This window comes from Luteimonas viscosa, assembly GCF_008244685.1.
In the GTDB taxonomy this organism is placed as follows: domain Bacteria; phylum Pseudomonadota; class Gammaproteobacteria; order Xanthomonadales; family Xanthomonadaceae; genus Luteimonas; species Luteimonas viscosa.
The window spans coordinates 2,266,297-2,283,266 of record NZ_VTFT01000001.1 but is presented as its reverse complement, the minus strand read 5'-3'; the positions used below and the strand labels follow the sequence as shown (position 1 = coordinate 2,283,266).

Sequence of the window (16,970 nt, the reverse complement as noted above, 5' to 3'; positions counted from 1 at the left end):
CGCCGCCATCCCCACGTCACCGGAGCATCGTCATGGACCGCTGGACCCCCACCGACATCCCCTCGCAACGCGGCCGCATCGCCGTGGTCACCGGCACCGGCGGCCTCGGCTTCGAGACCGCGCTGGCGCTCGCGCGCGCCGGCGCCACCGTCGCCATCGCCGGTCGCGATGCGGCCAAGGGCGCCGACGCCACCCGCCGCATCCGCGAGGCCGTGCCCGGCGCGGACGTCGAGTACGTGCCGCTCGACTTGGTACGCCTCGACTCGGTCGCGGCCTGCGCCGCGCGCCTGCGCGCCTCGTTCGAGCGCGTCGACCTGCTGGTCAACAACGCCGGCGTCATGACCCCGCCCCAACGCCGCACCACCGCCGACGGCTTCGAGCTGCAGTTCGGCACCAACCACCTGGGCCACTTCGCGCTCACCGCGCAGCTGCTGCCGCTGCTGCGACGAAGCGGCGATGCGCGCGTGGTGACGCTGTCGAGCGTGGCCGCGCGCCAGGGCCGCTTCGACTTCGACGACCTGCAGGGCGAACGCCACTACGACCCGATGGCGGCCTACGCGCAATCCAAGCTCGCCTGCCTGGTGTTCGCGATGGAACTGCAGCGCCGCAGCGAGGCCTTCGGCTGGGGCCTGCGCAGCATCGCCGCGCATCCGGGCATCTCGCGCACCGATCTGCTGCTCAACGGCGCCGGCCCCGACAGCGCCGCCGGCCGTGCACGGCGCTGGCTGTGGTTCCTGTTCCAGCCGGCGGCCAATGGCGCCTGGCCGACGCTGTTCGCGGCCACCGCGCCGCAGGCCGAAGGCGGCGCGTATTACGGGCCGGCGTATTTCGGGGAAACGCGCGGCGCGCCGAGCTTCGCCCGCGTGCCCGACCGCGCGCTGGACCTCGGCCACGCGCTGCGGCTGTGGGAAGTGTCGGAGCGGCTCACCGGCCTGCGCGTCGCCGACGAGGCCCGCGAAGGCGCGGATGCGCGCGGCGTCGCTCCCTTCGCCCGCCTGCGCCACGTCGCGCACGCCTGACCGATCCGGAGCACATCCATGCACAAGTGGCTCGTGTACACCGCCTTCGGCTGGCTCACGCTCACCGGCATCGCGCATTTCGTCATCGACGTGGTCTCGCACCACGTGCGCGGCGTGCACCCGCCCGGCGCGCAGACCACGCTGCTGTACTACGGCCTGCACTCGGCGTACGCGCTGGGCCAGGTGGCGCTCGGCGCGCTCGGGCTGATGGTCGCGGCGCGCGCGCTGCCGCTGCTGGGCACCACGCCCCCGCTGGCACTCGCGCTGCTGGCCGGGCTGGGCTGGCTGGCGATCTCGTTCCTGTTCTCGCCCTATCTGCCGCCGCGGATCAACGCGGGCGTGTTCTGCGCGCTGGTACTCGCGGCGTGGATGGCGCGTCCTGGGGCGATGGCGGGCTGACGCGGCTCCACCCGACCGGCGCCGCGACACACAGCGCCGTAGCCCGGGTAAGGCAACGCCGCACCCGGGGCGGTGGCCGGGCGGCCCGCCATCCGACCCTGGCGCGTCCCTGACGCGGGAGACGACGCGGGGTCTGGGATGCGGGGATCCCCGGATGCGCCCTACGGGCTTATCCGGGCTACGCGACTCCAGCCGACCGGCGCCGCGAGCGCCGTAGCCCGGGTAAGGCAACGCCGCACCCGGGGCGGTGGCCGGGCGGCCGGCCATCCGACCCTGGCGCGTCCCTGACGCGGGAGACGACGCGGGGTCTGGGATGCGGGGATCCCCGGATGCGCCCTACGGGCTTATCCGGGCTACGCGACTCCTCCCGACCGGCGCCGCGAGCGCCGTAGCCCGGGTAAGGCAGCGCCGCACCCGGGGCGGTGGCCGGACGACACGCCGCCGCCCGACGGCGCGGACGCATCGCGTGCAGCGGCGTTCGAGATGGGGATGGACACGCGTCGGATCCGCGAGGACCTCGGTTTCGCGCCCGAGTATCCCCGCCTGGCCGATGCGGTCGCGGCAGGCGCAATGTAGCCCACCGCACCCTCGTTGCCGCTTCCACGTAGCCCGGGTAAGGCAACGCCGCACCCGGGACGTTGGCCGGACGACGCGCCACCCGCCCAGACGCGTCCCGACGCGGGAGACGACATGGGGCGCAGATGCGGAGGTCCCCGGATGCGCCCTGCGGGCTTATCCGGGCTACGGGTGGGTGGCCTCGCGGTGCTGCTTGAGCGTGACGCTGCTGCAGGCCGCGCGCGATCCGGAATATCCGCGCCTGGCCGACGCGCTCGCCGCGGGCGCGATGTCGTCACGCACCGGCACCGCGGTCTACCCGTCGGCAGGCGCCTCGTCCGCAGGCCCGCCGGCCGGCAGCGCCTCGCGCTGCGCGGCCCACTGCAGCATCGCGTCCAGCGCTGGGCACAGCGCCTGGCCCCACGGCGTGAGCCGGTACTCCACCTTCGGCGGCACCTGCGGGTAGACCTTGCGCGACACCAGCCCGTCGGCCTGCAGCTGCCGCAGCTGCTGGGCGAGCATCTTCTGCGAGATCCCCGGGATCAGCCGCTCGAAATCGGAATAGCGCTGCACCTGCCCGCCGAAGAGGTGGAACAGCAGCACGAGCTTCCAGCGGCCCTCGAGCAGGCCGAGCGCTGCTTCGACATCGCGTGCGGCGGTTTCCGGCGTGTACGGCTTCCCCATGGGTCGGGCCACTTACCTTCGGGTGCGTTCTTGATGCGTCGCGAGTCTATGACCACCATCGGATACCGACAATCCGTTGCGAGGACACGACGATGCCCATCTCCCTGCCCGATGCGGTCTCCCGCTACTTCCAGGCCAGCAATGGCGCGGACACGGCCCGGCTCGACGACTGCTTCACCGACGACGCGATCGTGCACGACGAGCGCCGGACCCACCGCGGACACGCCGCGATCCGCGCCTGGAAGGACGAGGCGCGCGCCAGGTTCGACTATTCGGTCGAACCCGTGGATGCGGTCCGCGACGGCGAGCGGCTGACGGTCACCGCGAACGTGGCGGGCAACTTCCCCGGCAGCCCGGTGCGGCTCGACCACGTGTTCGAACTGCAGGGCGATCGGATCCGCTCGCTGACGATTGGCTGACCACGCCCCGCTCCGCATCGAGGAACGGGCGCCGGCAGCCGGTCCCCGCTCAGGCAGGCGCCACGCCCGCGGGCGGACGCGTCAGCCGCCACGCCGCCCACGCACCCACGCACGCGAACGGGACGCCGGTGGCCATCACCCACACCGCGGACTGCACCGTGGCGATGCCAGGCGGTGAACTCCGCGGGGATCGCGATGCACGCGACGTCTTCGGGCGCGAGCTCCCGCAACAACTGCGTCCGCCCGGGCATCCGCAAAGGGCCCGGCGAACATCAGCGTTTCAGGCCGGCCACGATCTCGGACACGTCGACGCCCATCTCGAGCTGCACGCGTACGTACTCGCGCTCCTTGCGCGAAAGGACGCGTCCGGCTTCGATACGCACGTCCTCCGCCTGCACGATGCGCATGATCCGCGGCAAGGCCGATCCGATGGCATCGGGGCCATAACCTGCTTCGCGCAGGGCTGCGCGGAGCGTAGCTTCAACGTCCATGCCACGTCCTGATGGTGCGGGGTGCCGGGTATTGTGCGCCATGCACCACTGCACGATCCGCGGGGGCGGCCAAGATGCGCCCGGCCGTGTGCCAGCAGCCTGCTCCCCCGGTGGGAGGGTCGACGAACCGGGAGGCTAGTGGTCGATCAGCACCAGGTTGCCGTCCTGCGGACGCAGCAGGCCGTCGACGCCGATTTCGGGCGATGGGACACGGTCGAACCCGCAGGAGTTCAGGCGTTGGCGGGGTCGATGAACACGTGCAGCGCGTGGATGCGCCCGCGGTCCACCTGCGCGACATCCATTCCGGTCACGGCCGCGGGGCCGCCGGCAGGGCCTGCGTTCCACCTCAATCGGCCAAGCCCGTGATGGCCCACGGCCGGGCCCTGCGCGGTGAACACGAAGTCCGGCGGAAGGCCGGCGAGCAGCGTGGTGACCGCGGCGTTGATCGCGGCATGACCCCTGGCCACCGCGTGCGGTTCGTAGAGTGCTGCATCGGCGGCATAGAGTGCGGCGATGGCTTCGATCCGGCGCCCGGGATCGTGCTCGCCGAACACGCGGGTCAGGTTGGCCTGCATCAGGGTGTCGTAGTCCATGGGTGTCGTCATGCGGGAGGCCAGCCCCGGAGTATGCTTCCGCCGCCCGCGCAAGGCATTGGACTTTCCTGCTGCGGTTTGTCGAAAGCTGCGAGCGATCGTCCGCCCGCCATGCGGTGCCACGTGTGCCTCCTGCTTGCGAGGCAGCCTGCCGCGCTCGCCGGGAGAGACAGGTGGTCACGCGACTTGTCCTCGCGTATCGGGAAGTCCCCGCGGTTGCACCCGTACAGCCGCAGCACGATGCCGCGGCCAAGGCCTGATCCACCGGGAACGGGGTGCCGGCCAGGGCGGGTTTCGAGCGCATCGCGATCCACGATCGACGGGGACACTTCCATCAGCCGTCGCAGCGGCTTCATGCCGGCGGGGTTGAGCTCGACGCGACGCGCCGCCCGGTGCACCTGCGGTTGGCCGGGCGCGCGCCACCCGACCGGGCGCGTCCCTAGGCGGGAGACGACATGGGGCTCTGATGCGGAGGTCCCCCGGATGCGCCCTGCGGGCTTATCCGGGCTACGGGGGGAAGCGGCAGTTGCGCGGGCCATTCCTCATCCCTTGACGCACACCACCTGGCGCAGGGTGTGCACCACTTCCACCAGATCCGACTGTGCTGCCATCACCGCGTCGATGTCCTTGTACGCGGCCGGGGATTCGTCGATCACGGCCTGGTCCTTGCGGCATTCGACGTGCGCGGTCGCCTCGCGGTGCTGCTTGAGGGTGATGCTGTTGCGGGCCGCGGTGCGGCTCATCACCCGGCCGGCGCCGTGGCTGCAGCTGTGGAAGCTGTCGTCGTTGCCCAGGCCGCGGACGATGAAGCTCTTCGCCCCCATGCTGCCGGGGATGATGCCGAGCTCGTCCCTGCCCGCGCGCACCGCGCCCTTGCGTGTCACCAGCACTTCGCGCCCGGCGTGCGTTTCCTTCTGCACGTAGTTGTGGTGGCAGTTCACCGCCATCGCCTGCAGCTTGAACTTCGGCAGTTCCGCGCGCATGGCGTGCAGTACCCGCTGCATCATCGCCTCGCGGTTGGCGCGGGCGTAGTCCTGCGCCCAGCCCACGGCCTCGACGTAGTCGTCGAACAGCGGCTCGCCTTCCATGAAGAAGGCCAGGTCCTGGTCCGGCACGTGGAAGCCGAGCACGCGCTTGCCCAGCTCCTCGCGCGCGCGCTGGATGAAATAGCTGCCGATCAGGTTGCCGGTGCCGCGCGAACCCGAGTGCAGCATCACCCACACCGACTCGCCCTCGTCCAGGCACACCTCGATGAAGTGGTTGCCGCCGCCGAGCGTACCCAGCTGCTTCTCCACCTTGTCGAGCCGGATCTTCGGGTGCTTCGTCTTGATGCGCTCGAGCCGCTGCCACAGGCCGGAGTTCGCGAGCGCCGTCTCGACGCTGTCGGGCGTCCTGCGATGCTCGCCACCGGGGCCGTTGCCGACCGGGATCGCGCGCTCGATCGCCGAGCGCAGCCGCGCCAGCGAATCGGGCAGGTCGCCGGCGCCGAGCGTGGTGCGCACCGCGGCCATGCCGCAGCCGATGTCCACGCCCACCGCGGCGGGAATGATCGCGCCCTGGGTCGGCACCACCGAGCCCACCGTGGCGCCGATGCCGAGGTGCACGTCCGGCATCACCGCCACCCACGGCCCGACGAAGGGCAGGCTGGCGATGTTGCGCAGCTGCGCGTGGGCCTTGTCTTCCAGCGGCACGCCGCGGACCCAGCCCTTGATCGGGGTCTCGCCCTCGCGATGCAGCCATTGATAGTTGGTCGTGTCCATGTGTTCCATGTTGCTGATCTGCCACGTCTCCAGGTACTGCGTCGTTGGATCCGCCTGATGCAGGTCGGGTGTCATCCGATGGTGGACCACAGGCCGCCTACTGGAAGTAAACCGACCCGCCTGGCTCCGAGACGCTCACGTCGCCTTGATTACCTCTTACCCCTTCATTAGGGTAGAACGCTCATCAGGAGGGATTCTGGATGCGTGCACTAGGACTGGTGGCGTGGCTGGGGCTTGCGGCGTGCGCCGGGGCGGGCACCGGGCATGATGGTGGAGGGATGACGCCGTCGGCTGTGGACGAGCGCACTTCGGCGCCGCCAGTGCAGCACGAGCCCGTGGACGCGTCGTCTGCTGGACCCTTCGCAGGCGCCTGGCAGTCGTGCGAGGGCGCGCCTTCACCGGAGGAATGCAGTCGCTACCTGCTGGTACAGCGTGGCGACCGCATCTGCGGGACCTGGTCTTACCTCGCATCCGGACAAGCGTACGAGGGCAGGGTCGTGGCGCGCGCGACATCCTCGACGGAAGCGCAACGCACGCGCGTGTGCGGGCGTCCGGGTGCCGAGACCGACACCGAATGCAGCGACGGCTGGCAAAGCATCGACAAGCCGCTGCTGCTCTGCGACGGCAAGCTCGGCGATCTGACAGGTGCGGACGGCACATGTTTCGCCGAGTATCAGGCCGCGCCCAACTTGCAAGGCGAGTGGAAAGCATTGCAGGCGGAGCCCTGGGTGCAGGACTGTCTGTCGAACGCTCCGTAACGGATGACCCGGAGGGAGATGGATCATGACGAACCCGAATCCCCTGACCGAGAACGAGTTGCGGGCGGCCGCCTACTTCGCCGTGGGCGTGACCTCTGAAGGCAGCATCGCAGGCCGTGACGTGGCCTACCGCTTGAGCTTCGCCGGCAATGTCGGGGCAGGCGGCCGCATGGAGCCCGTGGCCAACAGCGGCTACTCGTTCGGCACGATGCAGGTCGACCTGGGACAGCACCCGGCAGTGGCCCGCGATCTGCTGGAGCGCTACCAGGCCTGGGCGGCGACGCAGCCGGATCGGGCCGCACTCGAGCTTTCGCAGGACGATTGCGCCGCCGTGCTGGCATCCCTGCAACGCACCGGGCGCCAGATGCGCGCCGACGACGCCGTGGACATCGACCGCTCGGTCATCAACCGGTTCCTGGCCTCCGACGATGGGCGGACGTTCGTGCATGGCCTGGACACCGCGCACGTCGATGGCGTGACCGCGATGGATGGCGTCGTGGGCAACCGGGACACGGCGCTGGAACGCCTGCGACGCACGGACCTGTATCGCAATGCCACCGGCGATGAGCAGGCGGAACTGGCGGGCATGTTCATGAAGCTGCAGAACCAGGCCGGCCGTGCCCGCTGGCCGGGATTGCTGGACCGTGTGGAAGCGGGAACGCTGACATCGTCCGACGCGGTGAAGACGGCCATCGACGGCTTGCTGCCCAACCAGCCCAATGGCAATCCGGATTATCTGCAGAGCGGTGCGGACAATACGTTGCGTGGCATCGGTGTACTCAATGCGCTGCGCGGTGCCGATGCGGACAACCCCTTGGCGAGGGCATGGGCCAGTGTATCCGCCGATCCACTCGTCGGGCCGGTCGCCGCACACCGATCGGATGCCGCGAGTCCTGAACTCGGCTTCGAGTACGACACAGTGCGGTCCCTGTTCCTCACGCCGGAGGCTTCGCGCCGGTTCATCGCAGCGCTCGATCGGGGCGCAGCGCTGGCCGAAGGCAGCCCGCAACCGCAGGCGAATGGCAGCAGACAGGCAGGCTTCTACGTGTCGGGCGACGATTTCGTGCACTGGAACCGCAACGGTCAGGGCCAGGCGTTCATCGGCGGGCAGTGGCGCAGCATCGATCCCGACGACCTGACGCGTGTGCGCAATGCCGACGGTACGACCGAGCTGAGGATCGACGAGCACGGGCGACGCGCGACATTGTTGCGCGTCGATCCCACGGTGCCAGGCCTGCGTGCCGACGCGACCATGGCGTCGGACAATGAGGAATCCCGTGATTTCGTGCTCGCATCGCCTCGGGACCGAGCTCCCGGGCCCGGGCAGATGCCTGTGAGCACATCGGCAATCCCGTTCGAGAATCCCTACCTCAACCGCATGCTCGCCGCCGTCACCGCGGGGGACGAGTCGGGGGCCAGCGGCATCGCACTGGAATTCGCGCAGTCTCCCCAGGGCATCGCGTTCATCCGTCGCGGAGAACAGCTGTTGGCACAGCAACAGGGCGAAGAACGGGAAGTTCGGCCACAGTCCGCTGGTCAACGGCAGGGCGGCGAGTTCGAAAGAGCCTGATCTGTTCCATTCCTTGTAAGGCCCCGCCCGTTGCGTCCGTGCGACGAGCGGGGGTTGCTACTTCATCGTCACCAGCTGCCTGACGACGCCATCCAGGCCGCCGAACACGGTCAACCGGTCGATCTTCTCGGTCACCTTCTCCAGGGCTTCCAGCTCCTTGAGACGCATCAGCACCGGGCTTTCGTCGATCAGCTTCGCGGTGTTGAGCAGCGACCGGGTGGCGTTGGCCTCCTCGCGGCGGCGGATCACGTTGGCCTGGGCCAGCTTCTCCGCCTGCACCACGCCGTTGAGGATCTCGCGCATCTCGCCCGGCAGGATCACGTCCTTGACGCCGACACCCAGTACCTCGATGCCCAGCGCCTCCACGCGACCGCGCACGTAGCCGAAGATCTCCGCGTCCAGCGTGGCCTTGTCGCCCAGCAACTCGTCGAGCGTGCGGGCGGCGACGGCCTTGCGCAAACCGTACTGCAGTTCGCGGTAAACGTAGTCGGCGTACCTGGCCACCTGCGTGCGCGCGGCGACCGGATCGGTCACGCGCACGGAAGCGGCCAGGTTCACGCGCAGGCTCACCTTGTCGCGGGTCAACAGCTCCTGGCCGGAGACCTCCATCGACTGCACGCGCAGCTCGATGGTCTCCACCGCCACGTTCTTCCGGAAGTTCCAGAAGGCGTAGCTGCCGGCGCCGAGCACCTGCACCAGCATGTTGTCGACGAACACCAGGCCCGCCGACTCCGCCGGCACCTCCAGCACCACGGCCACGCGGGCCAGCGCGCCGAGCTGGCGCAGGCGACGCGCGACCTCCGGCGCCACCCGCAGACCTTCCGCGAGCGACACCGTCTCGACGTCGACCTGCACCAGGCCACGCCAGTACAGCTGGCGCACGCCCGGGGCCAGCACGTCCTCGAGGCGGCCGTTCTTCGAGACCAGGCCGACCTCGTCCATGCCGATGTCGGCGAGCACGAAAGTCTCGCCCAGGCGGGCGCCGAGCGCGGCGATCAGCGCGTCGACATCGTTGCCGGCGTATTCCGGCTTGCGGATGTCGTGCACGACCACCTCCAGCTGGCCGCGCCACGCGAACAGGCGGTACACGCCCGGCGCGAGCACGCGTTCGAAACGACGGTTGCGATACACCAGGCCGCGCTCGGCATCGCCGATCACGACCCGTCGGGTCCAGAACATCATGGGGTCTCTCCTTGTGAATGGCTCTGGTGATCCGGCTCGCGAGGGGCGGGGAGCCGGTTGCCGCGTGGTGCCGGAAGCAGAACGCCGCCGGCGGAAAAAAAGTGGAAACGTCCCTGACGGCGAGCGCGCGGGCGGCCGGTGCTGCTGGTGGCGTCTTGCGTGGAGCGGCGGTCGCACCCGTGCCGGCGCGCAACCGCTGCTCTCCGTTGTCGGCCACCGCCAGGACGCGGTGCCGGTGCGCTCCCCGCTGCGGGTCCGTCGTGCATCGCGGTGCATTGCGATGCCTGGGGACCTGCGCACGGGACGTTCCCGGTTGGGGCTTGCGCCCTGTTGTGCTGATGACGATCAGCGATCGTTGGAGCGGGAATCGAACCCGCGACACATGGAGTACAAGTCCATTGCTCTACCCGTCTGAGCTATCCAGAGGTCAACGTGCGGGACTCGAACCCGCAACCGACAGCATCCGAAGCTGTTGCTCTACCAGTTGAGCCAACGTTGTCGCAGCCGGCCCGGGCCGGCATCGGCATACGCCACGGCAGCGCCGCGCGCACCGGGCGGGACACGAGCCCGCACCGCTGTTGCCGGTGGATCCGACTGCGCATTGCCGCCTGTTTCGAAGCGGCAATTCATGGCGTCGCATCGCGCCGCGGCCTGCACCGAGGCACCCAGGCGCCGCGCCGGAGGCGGGCGTAAGCCCGCACCGTCGCGTCTCCGCGTCCCTTGCCACGGGCCAGCATGGCCCGGGTGCCTCGGGATCGCGCGATGCACGCTTGTTCGAAAAGTCCTTTGCGAACGCCAGAACGAAAAATGCCCCCGGCATGGAGTCCGAGGGCATTCGCCGTGCCTCGGAAGATCGGGGCGACCGATCTCCCGTGGAGGAGCCGGTCAGGTCAGGAAGACGCCTTCATGCGCGAACCACGCGCGCAGGCCCGCATCGCGCTTGCGCGGCGACGGCGTGGGGCGATTGGCGATGTGGTGGCGGAGGGTCATGGTCGAAGATTGGAGCGTTGAAATGGATCGCATGGATCCCGAAGGGTGCGCACCTTACTCGCGTCGATCTGCAGCTGCAAGCAGTTTTTTGATCGAGCGACGAACGGTCGGCTGGCGGACTTGACCGGCCGCTGGTGCAAGCGTGTGTGGACGCCGACACCCCTGAAGAAAAGGGCGCCCTTGTCGGGGCGCTCCGTGGGTGCGGCTGTTCGGGATCTGGCAGAAGCGGTCAGGGTTGCGGCGGGTTGCCGTCGCGGGCTTCCTTCCGCGCCTTCCAGGCGTCGTACTCGCTGCGGGACATCGTGCCGTCGCCGTCGGCGTCGATATCCGCGAAGTTGTCCTGCAACACCGGATGCGCCGCCAGATCGGTGTGCGCCACCTCCCCGTCACCCCGGGTGTCGAGTTCGGCGTAACTCGCCTTTTCCTTCGTCCCGTGCTCGGACCCGTGCGTCGCGCCGGTGGCGTCGTGCTGGGTCGGCGACGAGGCCGCCTCTTCGTTGGGCGGCGGCTGGGTCACGGGGGTCTGGCTGGTGGGTGGCGTGGTGTCCTGCGCGAACGCGGTGCCGAACGCCATGGCCGTGGCCAACGCGGTCAGGGCAAGCGTGCCTGTCGTCTTCATGGGTGTCCTCCCGGGCGGTACAACGAGGGGAAAAGCGGCGTCGGCCAAGCAGCCCGGCGCCGATGCAGCACACCATGGGCGGTCTTTGCCGGGCGTGGTGACGCCACCCGCTCGCCATCACGCTCGCCTTACGAATTCGCCGCCGCGGGCGTGATCAGCCAGCGGTCGTCGACGGCGAAGCCTTGGTAGCGCAGCAGGTGCCGGGCCTTCAGGCCGTAGGGGCAGACGTGCTGGTCCATCACCATGCGGTACAGGGTGGCGCGCTTGCCGTGCGCGCGGTTTGGCGTGTGCATGATCGCCTCCACGGGAATCCGGTTTCGACTGGCGGCCATGCCAGACGCCGCCCTGCAAGAGCAAGTCAAACCGGTGTGCAGGGCGATCCCGCGGATGCGCGAGGTGAACGCCGCTTCCCATGCGGCATTCGCCGCGCCTCAGTCGCCGAGGTAGAAGCCGATCGGGATGAGTTCGACCGCCCAGCCGCCTTCCTCGCCCAGCGTGGCGGCCGGATGCATGGAGGCGAGGCGCACCGCCTCGTCGTGGCTGTCCGCCTCAATGACGAACAGGCCGCCCACCAATTCCTTCGACTCTGTGTAGGGGCCGTCGCTGACCTGCACCTTGCCCGCGCGCGGCCGCAGCGTCGTCCACTTGTCCGGCTCACCGAGCGACGCGGACACCAGCACCTTGCCGGTGGCGCGCATCTTCTCGTCCAGTGCGGGGCACTGGCTGACCAGGGCGTCGACGGCCTCCGGCGTCATCGCGGCGAACTTTTCGGGGTTGTAGTAGGCGAGGCCCAGGTATTTCATGGCGGATTCTCCAGTGTGGTGTTGGCCTGACGACGAAGCAGGCTGGCAGATTTCGACACCCCCCTGACCGGAACCAGTTGACGTGTACAGTCGCAGCTTCGAATTGTTCCAAGGCGAACAGGAGATTGAATGAAATCGATCGGGGAGAGTCTGTTCCGCCTGGAGAGGGCGGGAACCCCGGCCCCCAAGCCAACGTTGCAGCGGGTCAACGCCAAGGCGATCGGACTCCAGGAAAGCTGGTTTCGCGACGCGATCTTTGCCGAGCCCGAGTTGGTGGTGGGCCCCTGCCGCATGGCAGGACGCATCCCGGCCGATGAAGCCTGGCTGCCTTGGCGCATCGAAACCAACTTCGGTTCCGGCCCGATCGACGTACTCCTGATCTCATCCCACGGCCGCGTGGGCATCGTCGAAACGAAGCTGTCCTACAACCCCCAGAAGCGACGCGAAGTGGTCGCCCAGGTGCTCGACTATGCTCTGTCCTTGCAGGAATCCGATCGGGAGGATCTGCCGGAGCTTCCGGACCATCCAGCCGCACCACTGGAGGAAGACCTGATCGAATGTCTCAATGCGGGCCGTTTCCTGCTGGTGATTGCGGGCGATGCGCTGGATCCACGTGCTTTGCGCTTGTCGCAGTCCATGCTGGCCCGGCACCTCACCAGCGAGTGGGATCTCGCCATGGTCGACCTCAATCTCTATCGCACCTCGGCGGACGACAATCACCTCTACCTGGTCCCGGAACTCCTGGGTACAGTGCTCAGCGACTTGCGCCAAGTGGTCCGAGTTGTTGTGGAAGGCGAATCACCAAAGGCGCGCGTGATGGTGGACAAGATCGTCCACGAAGACGAACGCACCGGCAGATACAACAAGCTCAAGTCCGTGGATGAGTTGCTGGCGGCGATCGAAACTAACCATCCGAGGCAGGTGTCGGTCGCCCGCAGTCTCGTGGAGCAGATGCAGCGGACCGCAGCGCAGAGCAACGGCAGGCTGACGTTTGGACTGCAGTCGACGTCCGCCAGCCTGTATCACGAATCACCCAACGGACCACGCAGGTTCCTGACATTGCGCGCCGACGGAGGGTTTCGAGTGGTGCTGCAATACCTGCGCGAGGCGGGACTGGAGGACGTGATCGACGTGGTCGTGGCTGCTGTCGCACCAGCCATCACGATCCAGCGAGACGATCGAGCTGCGAGCACGCGTTACACAGTTGCCAATGAAGCCGCCTTGCTGGAAGTGGTGAATCGCGTTGGCGCTATGGATGCATGATGCGCTCGGCGAGCGTTTCGAGACGTGCCTGCCGCGCGTCGTCGACGCCACAACGCTGAGCGGGACTGCCCGCACCTTTGTGGAAGCGCCAGACCTGAAGCCCCTATTACTGCAGCCGTTCCAGAGCATCGACTGCCTTGGCCTCGCCCAGACGTGCCGCCAGTTGCAACCAGGGCTTCGCAGAGACGCTGTCCCCCTTCTCGGCGTGGATCAATCCGGCGTTGTAGGCACCGATCGCACTGCCCATCCGGGCGGCGCGCTCGAATGCCGCCAATGCGCGTTCGTGACAGAGCATGAAGACATCGAAGCCGATGCCCGCCTGCACTACCCCCGCTGCGTTGTTGTCCCCGGCGAACTGGTCCTCGAACTGCGCCATCGCGCCCGGCACCAGCGGCATCAGCACGTCCTCGCCACGCGCCACGCTGTACGGGCCGGACCTCCACACGGAGAACGCCTGCCGGGTAGTGCGCATGGCGCCGGATGGGCTCAGCCAGAGGAATCCATCGCTGCCGTCCACCGGGACACCCTCCAGGGCGACCGAGAGTCGATGCGCGAGGGTATCGCCACTGCCATCCGGCCGCGCGGCCGTCCACGACCCTGCCAGATGCACGCGACGATCGCTGGCCGGCTTTCCGGCACGGACCGCGGCCGCCACTTCCGCGATGGTCAGGATGCGTCCTTCGGCGTCATACATCCGCCAAGGACTGGTCTGCACGCCTATGGTGAAGACATCGGGGATCTCAAGTGCCTGGATCGCCTCGTAGGCCGCCCGGGTGCCCGGGACGCATTCTTCGGACGCGGGATTGCACTGCGGGATCGACAGCACGCCTTCGAGCGCCGGCGCTTGATCGCAGGCGTGACCCAAGGCCGGCAGGAGCGCGATGGCGAGGCATACGGCGAGTCGGCGGGCGGCAATCATCGGAACCACGCAGTGATTGGAGTCGCGACGCAGTCGGTGCACTGCTTGTCAGCGTTCCCGACAAGTGTAGTAGCGATGTTCGTCGTCCAGTGCCTGCTGCCATCCGTTCTCGATCCGCAGCATCACCAGCCCGCCCATGCAGGCAACGCCGAGCCGGCTGGTCTCATCGGTGCCGTGCGCGGGTACGCTCAGCACCTTCCGCGAGGGCTGCGGCCGGCCCAGGATGCGCGCCGCGCTCTGTCTGGTGCTGGCGTTGATGCGCTCACACTGGTCGCGGAACAGGTAGGGGAATGGATTGTGCCGGTTCTGCCCAGTAATGATGCTGCAGTCCTGGGCTTCTGGTAGGACTCGTCTCCGTAGCGGGAGGCCAGCGCCCATGGGCCAATGGAAACTGTCATCGCAATGCCAGCAAGATTCGCTCGTTTCACTGCCTACCCACCAGAAAAAGAACTCTACCCGATCGTCCGGCCCCCCGAGCGGCGCGGCCCAGCATATTGCCGGTAGCGCTCATCTTCTTGGGGTCGCATTAATTCCCTCCGTCCCCTTTAATCGCGGCCTCGATGCCCCAGAGGACAGTGGTGCGGGCGGCCGGATCTGCGCCGAGTGCGCGCCGGCACCGCTCTGGATGTGCGGCACCAGCGGAGCGCAGCTGCGCCAGTTCCCGGAAACGAGTCTGATCCTGCTTCGTGATGGACGAAGATGGATGACGGCTTCCGGCCAAGAGCAGACGTGCAAGCACGTCACTGGCGCGGCCGCAAGCAAGTCGTTTGGAACGGACGCTCCGCGATCAGAGTTCCATCGCTAATGGCGGACCTTGTGGCTGTTGTGGTTGCATTACCGAAGAAGCACAGCGTGTTAGGCTGCATATATGCAGCCTAACACAGCAATTCGCTTTTGTCAACCCCTAAGTCAGCTAAGCCTATGAAAAATACGTTTATCGTAACTACATAGTACAGCCGCATATATGCGGCTGTACCTTACACAATTTTGCTTGCGTTGTCAAACCCTCTATGGCGGATTGTCTAGGCAGAGAGGCGCCCCTAGTACTTGACGAGCCAAGTTTGAAAGTATATGCTAGGAAGCATATATGCTTCCTAGCACATTAATGTCTAATGGCCAGCCGTATACAGATTGCGAAACCTGACATCGTCAGGGCATTTGCCGCCGGACCTCGCATCCTGCGAACGCATGACGTAGCCCAAATCTTCAATCAACAGCGAGAATTCTGGCGGCTGACGAAGAGCACCACGCTGCATAGCTTTTTGGGCTTCATGACTGAGAAGACCAACCTCAAGCCTGTGCGCTTCGCTTTTCCGAATCGAGAGGTGTCTGGCTACACCTGGGGCGATGTCCCACTGCTCGAAACGCTACTGGGCCTCGTCGAAGGCAGTTACTACAGCCACTACACCGCGGTAAGCATCCACGGACTTACCGAGCAAGTCCCAAAAACAATTTACCTATCACGGGAGAGGTCGAGCGGCTCCACTGTAGGCAGACAGCAGCCCAAGCCATTCGATCAGAAGGCAATCGATTCTGCGTTCAGTCGCCCTCCACGCGTATCGACGAACGAGATCGAACTCCAAGATGAACAAGTACGCGTAGTGCTACTTGAAGGCGCCTACCAAGGTGGACTGGGCATCACAACTGGCGACATCAACCTCGGCGGCGAACGCGACCTGCACCTCCGCTACACCGGATTGGAGCGAACACTGATCGATATTGCCGTTCGACCCTTCTATGCCGGCGGCGTCTTCGAAGTCGCCAAAGCATTCGAGCGCTCAAAGGACCGGCTTTCAGTCAATACACTGGCCGCCATGCTGCACCGGATGGCATTCGGCTATCCGTACCATCAGGTTATCGGCTACTACTTGGAGCGGGCCGAGTACAAGGCCCCGCTCGTAGAGCTCTTTCAACGACAGCCGATGGAGCGGGACTTTTACTTAACCCACAATATGGGGAAGACGTCGTACATCAGTCGTTGGCGGCTACATGTGCCACAAGGATTCTAGCTTGCTGCATTGTCCAACGACGAAATCAAAGTAATAGTCAAACGGTTCAATTTGGACACCGGGCTTCATTGCTGCCCTCACTTCCTCAAAACCAAGTGCATGAAAGTCCCTCGTGCCCGGAATAAGGCCAAGCAAGTCTAGCGGAACCCGCTTCAAGGCGAACATCTCCGTAACAATGTGCCTCGCTCGGCCTGACGCAAGGTCGACATCAAACTGTCTTATCAGTGCTTCGATATCAACAAAGTCACGAGCTCTTTGATTGCCGAGTCCGTTTCGCTTGATGACCTGCGCGTACTCCGGCATCTGTTGACAGATAGCGCGAAGTTTTTCGCACACAATCATCTCCGGCGAATAGACGAAAATGCGGTAGCCATCGAGCTCACACTCAACTTTGTCATCAACATACTCGTGACGGCTAATATCGACAGTGAACTTCGAACCCTCGCCGAGACGCACTGCCTCTCGGCGCATGGTCTCGAGATCGTAATCAACCTCGTCAGCCCGCTTCTTAGAGATGAGCTTGAATTCCACGAGGTACCCACCCCAAAAAGCTGCCAATTCGTCGGGCATCTTGCTCGGCCTAGGGCTCAAACTCACGTCGAATGCCACGTAGCCTTCAAGATCAAACGTGGACGTCAACGCTCGTTCAAGTTTCGGTTTCGCCACGCCGTAGTCCAAGTCATCGCGCATTGAAAAGTCGAGATCCACCGATGCTCGCGAGTGGACCCTGTGCACGATGTCCATAGCGTTACCCCCCTTCAAAACCAACAGGTCCATGAGATCGTCATCGGCGAACATGGCCACGATCCCGGCCTTCTTGATCTTTTCAAGCTCGGACCCCAGAGCAGCTTCAGCGGCAACACCCTTCTTCTTCATTGATCCTCCATTTGCTGAGCTCCCGACAGCCTGCGACATCCTTTCGGATTCCCTTGGAAAA

Annotated in this window: 18 protein-coding genes and 2 tRNA genes; 7 read left to right on the top strand and 13 right to left on the bottom strand. The window is 66.5% G+C overall.

Translation table 11 applies throughout. From position 1 onward, the window contains the following. Nucleotides 1-32: 32 nt before the first annotated feature. Nucleotides 33-1,019: an SDR family oxidoreductase gene (locus FZO89_RS10080; RefSeq protein WP_149103128.1), complete on the top strand. Its 987-nt coding sequence runs from the start codon at nucleotides 33-35 to the stop codon at nucleotides 1,017-1,019. 18 nt (nucleotides 1,020-1,037) lie between these two features. Continuing rightward, nucleotides 1,038-1,418: a hypothetical protein gene (locus FZO89_RS10075; protein ID WP_149103127.1), complete on the top strand. Its 381-nt coding sequence runs from the start codon at nucleotides 1,038-1,040 to the stop codon at nucleotides 1,416-1,418. A gap of 870 nt (nucleotides 1,419-2,288) precedes the next feature. Here the strand turns inward: FZO89_RS10075 and FZO89_RS10070 are convergent. After that, nucleotides 2,289-2,657 carry a winged helix-turn-helix transcriptional regulator gene (locus FZO89_RS10070; protein ID WP_149103126.1) on the bottom strand — a complete coding sequence of 123 codons (369 nt, stop codon included), beginning with the start codon at nucleotides 2,655-2,657 and terminating at the stop codon, nucleotides 2,289-2,291. Between the two features lie 92 nt (nucleotides 2,658-2,749). Here FZO89_RS10070 and FZO89_RS10065 point away from each other — a divergent pair, with 92 nt between their 5' ends. Further along, entirely contained in the window at nucleotides 2,750-3,076 is a 327-nt protein-coding gene (locus tag FZO89_RS10065) for a nuclear transport factor 2 family protein (protein ID WP_149103125.1), read from the top strand. Nucleotides 3,077-3,348: 272 nt separating this feature from the next. Here FZO89_RS10065 and FZO89_RS10060 read toward each other — a convergent pair whose 3' ends face one another. From FZO89_RS10060 to FZO89_RS10050, 3 genes are all read right to left on the bottom strand, one after another. Continuing rightward, a complete protein-coding gene (locus FZO89_RS10060) occupies nucleotides 3,349-3,567 on the bottom strand; it encodes a polyprenyl synthetase (RefSeq protein WP_149103123.1) in 219 nt (72 codons plus the stop codon). A gap of 230 nt (nucleotides 3,568-3,797) precedes the next feature. Continuing rightward, complete coding sequence (locus FZO89_RS10055) at nucleotides 3,798-4,172, bottom strand: nuclear transport factor 2 family protein (RefSeq protein WP_149103122.1); 375 nt, start codon at nucleotides 4,170-4,172, stop codon at nucleotides 3,798-3,800. Between the two features lie 530 nt (nucleotides 4,173-4,702). After that, entirely contained in the window at nucleotides 4,703-5,920 is a 1,218-nt protein-coding gene (locus FZO89_RS10050; RefSeq protein ID WP_187471113.1) for an RtcB family protein, read from the bottom strand. A 200-nt stretch (nucleotides 5,921-6,120) separates the two neighbouring features. Here FZO89_RS10050 and FZO89_RS10045 point away from each other — a divergent pair, with 200 nt between their 5' ends. Both FZO89_RS10045 and FZO89_RS10040 read left to right on the top strand, forming a co-directional pair. After that, complete coding sequence (locus FZO89_RS10045; protein WP_149103121.1) at nucleotides 6,121-6,678, top strand: hypothetical protein; 558 nt, start codon at nucleotides 6,121-6,123, stop codon at nucleotides 6,676-6,678. Between the two features lie 25 nt (nucleotides 6,679-6,703). Then, a complete protein-coding gene (locus FZO89_RS10040; RefSeq protein ID WP_149103120.1) occupies nucleotides 6,704-8,248 on the top strand; it encodes a hypothetical protein in 1,545 nt (514 codons plus the stop codon). Nucleotides 8,249-8,305: 57 nt separating this feature from the next. Here FZO89_RS10040 and FZO89_RS10035 read toward each other — a convergent pair whose 3' ends face one another. The 6 genes from FZO89_RS10035 to FZO89_RS10010 all read right to left on the bottom strand — a co-directional run bounded on the left by FZO89_RS10035 (nucleotide 8,306) and on the right by FZO89_RS10010 (nucleotide 11,842). After that, a complete protein-coding gene (locus FZO89_RS10035; RefSeq protein ID WP_149104126.1) occupies nucleotides 8,306-9,427 on the bottom strand; it encodes a slipin family protein in 1,122 nt (373 codons plus the stop codon). 358 nt (nucleotides 9,428-9,785) lie between these two features. Beyond that, nucleotides 9,786-9,853, bottom strand: a tRNA-Thr gene (locus FZO89_RS10030). A 3-nt stretch (nucleotides 9,854-9,856) separates the two neighbouring features. Beyond that, nucleotides 9,857-9,929: transfer RNA gene (locus FZO89_RS10025), tRNA-Pro, on the bottom strand. A gap of 720 nt (nucleotides 9,930-10,649) precedes the next feature. Further along, complete coding sequence (locus FZO89_RS10020; RefSeq protein ID WP_149103119.1) at nucleotides 10,650-11,039, bottom strand: EF-hand domain-containing protein; 390 nt, start codon at nucleotides 11,037-11,039, stop codon at nucleotides 10,650-10,652. Nucleotides 11,040-11,167: 128 nt separating this feature from the next. Further along, nucleotides 11,168-11,332 (bottom strand): hypothetical protein, encoded by a 165-nt coding sequence (locus FZO89_RS10015; protein ID WP_222928108.1) that lies wholly within the window; start codon nucleotides 11,330-11,332, stop codon nucleotides 11,168-11,170. A 138-nt stretch (nucleotides 11,333-11,470) separates the two neighbouring features. Beyond that, the gene (locus FZO89_RS10010) at nucleotides 11,471-11,842 is read right to left on the bottom strand and encodes a YciI family protein (RefSeq protein ID WP_149103118.1); all 372 of its coding nucleotides are present in this window, start codon (nucleotides 11,840-11,842) and stop codon (nucleotides 11,471-11,473) included. A gap of 129 nt (nucleotides 11,843-11,971) precedes the next feature. Between FZO89_RS10010 and FZO89_RS10005 the strand changes: the two genes are divergently transcribed. Further along, nucleotides 11,972-13,105 carry a hypothetical protein gene (locus tag FZO89_RS10005; protein WP_149103117.1) on the top strand — a complete coding sequence of 378 codons (1,134 nt, stop codon included), beginning with the start codon at nucleotides 11,972-11,974 and terminating at the stop codon, nucleotides 13,103-13,105. 106 nt (nucleotides 13,106-13,211) lie between these two features. On the opposite strand, the gene FZO89_RS10000 is transcribed toward FZO89_RS10005, so the two are convergent. Next, a complete protein-coding gene (locus tag FZO89_RS10000) occupies nucleotides 13,212-14,024 on the bottom strand; it encodes an SEL1-like repeat protein (RefSeq protein WP_149103116.1) in 813 nt (270 codons plus the stop codon). A gap of 48 nt (nucleotides 14,025-14,072) precedes the next feature. Next, a complete protein-coding gene (locus tag FZO89_RS18840) occupies nucleotides 14,073-14,402 on the bottom strand; it encodes a hypothetical protein (RefSeq protein WP_262378598.1) in 330 nt (109 codons plus the stop codon). Nucleotides 14,403-15,136: 734 nt separating this feature from the next. On the opposite strand from FZO89_RS18840, the gene FZO89_RS09990 reads away from it, so the two are divergent. Then, complete coding sequence (locus FZO89_RS09990) at nucleotides 15,137-16,033, top strand: type IV toxin-antitoxin system AbiEi family antitoxin domain-containing protein (RefSeq protein WP_149103115.1); 897 nt, start codon at nucleotides 15,137-15,139, stop codon at nucleotides 16,031-16,033. On the opposite strand, the gene FZO89_RS09985 is transcribed toward FZO89_RS09990, so the two are convergent. Further along, nucleotides 16,010-16,909, bottom strand: a complete 900-nt coding sequence (locus FZO89_RS09985) for a nucleotidyl transferase AbiEii/AbiGii toxin family protein (RefSeq protein WP_187471112.1) — start codon at nucleotides 16,907-16,909, stop codon at nucleotides 16,010-16,012. The two genes, FZO89_RS09990 and FZO89_RS09985, sit on opposite strands and share 24 nt — an antisense overlap. Nucleotides 16,910-16,970 lie beyond the last annotated feature (61 nt).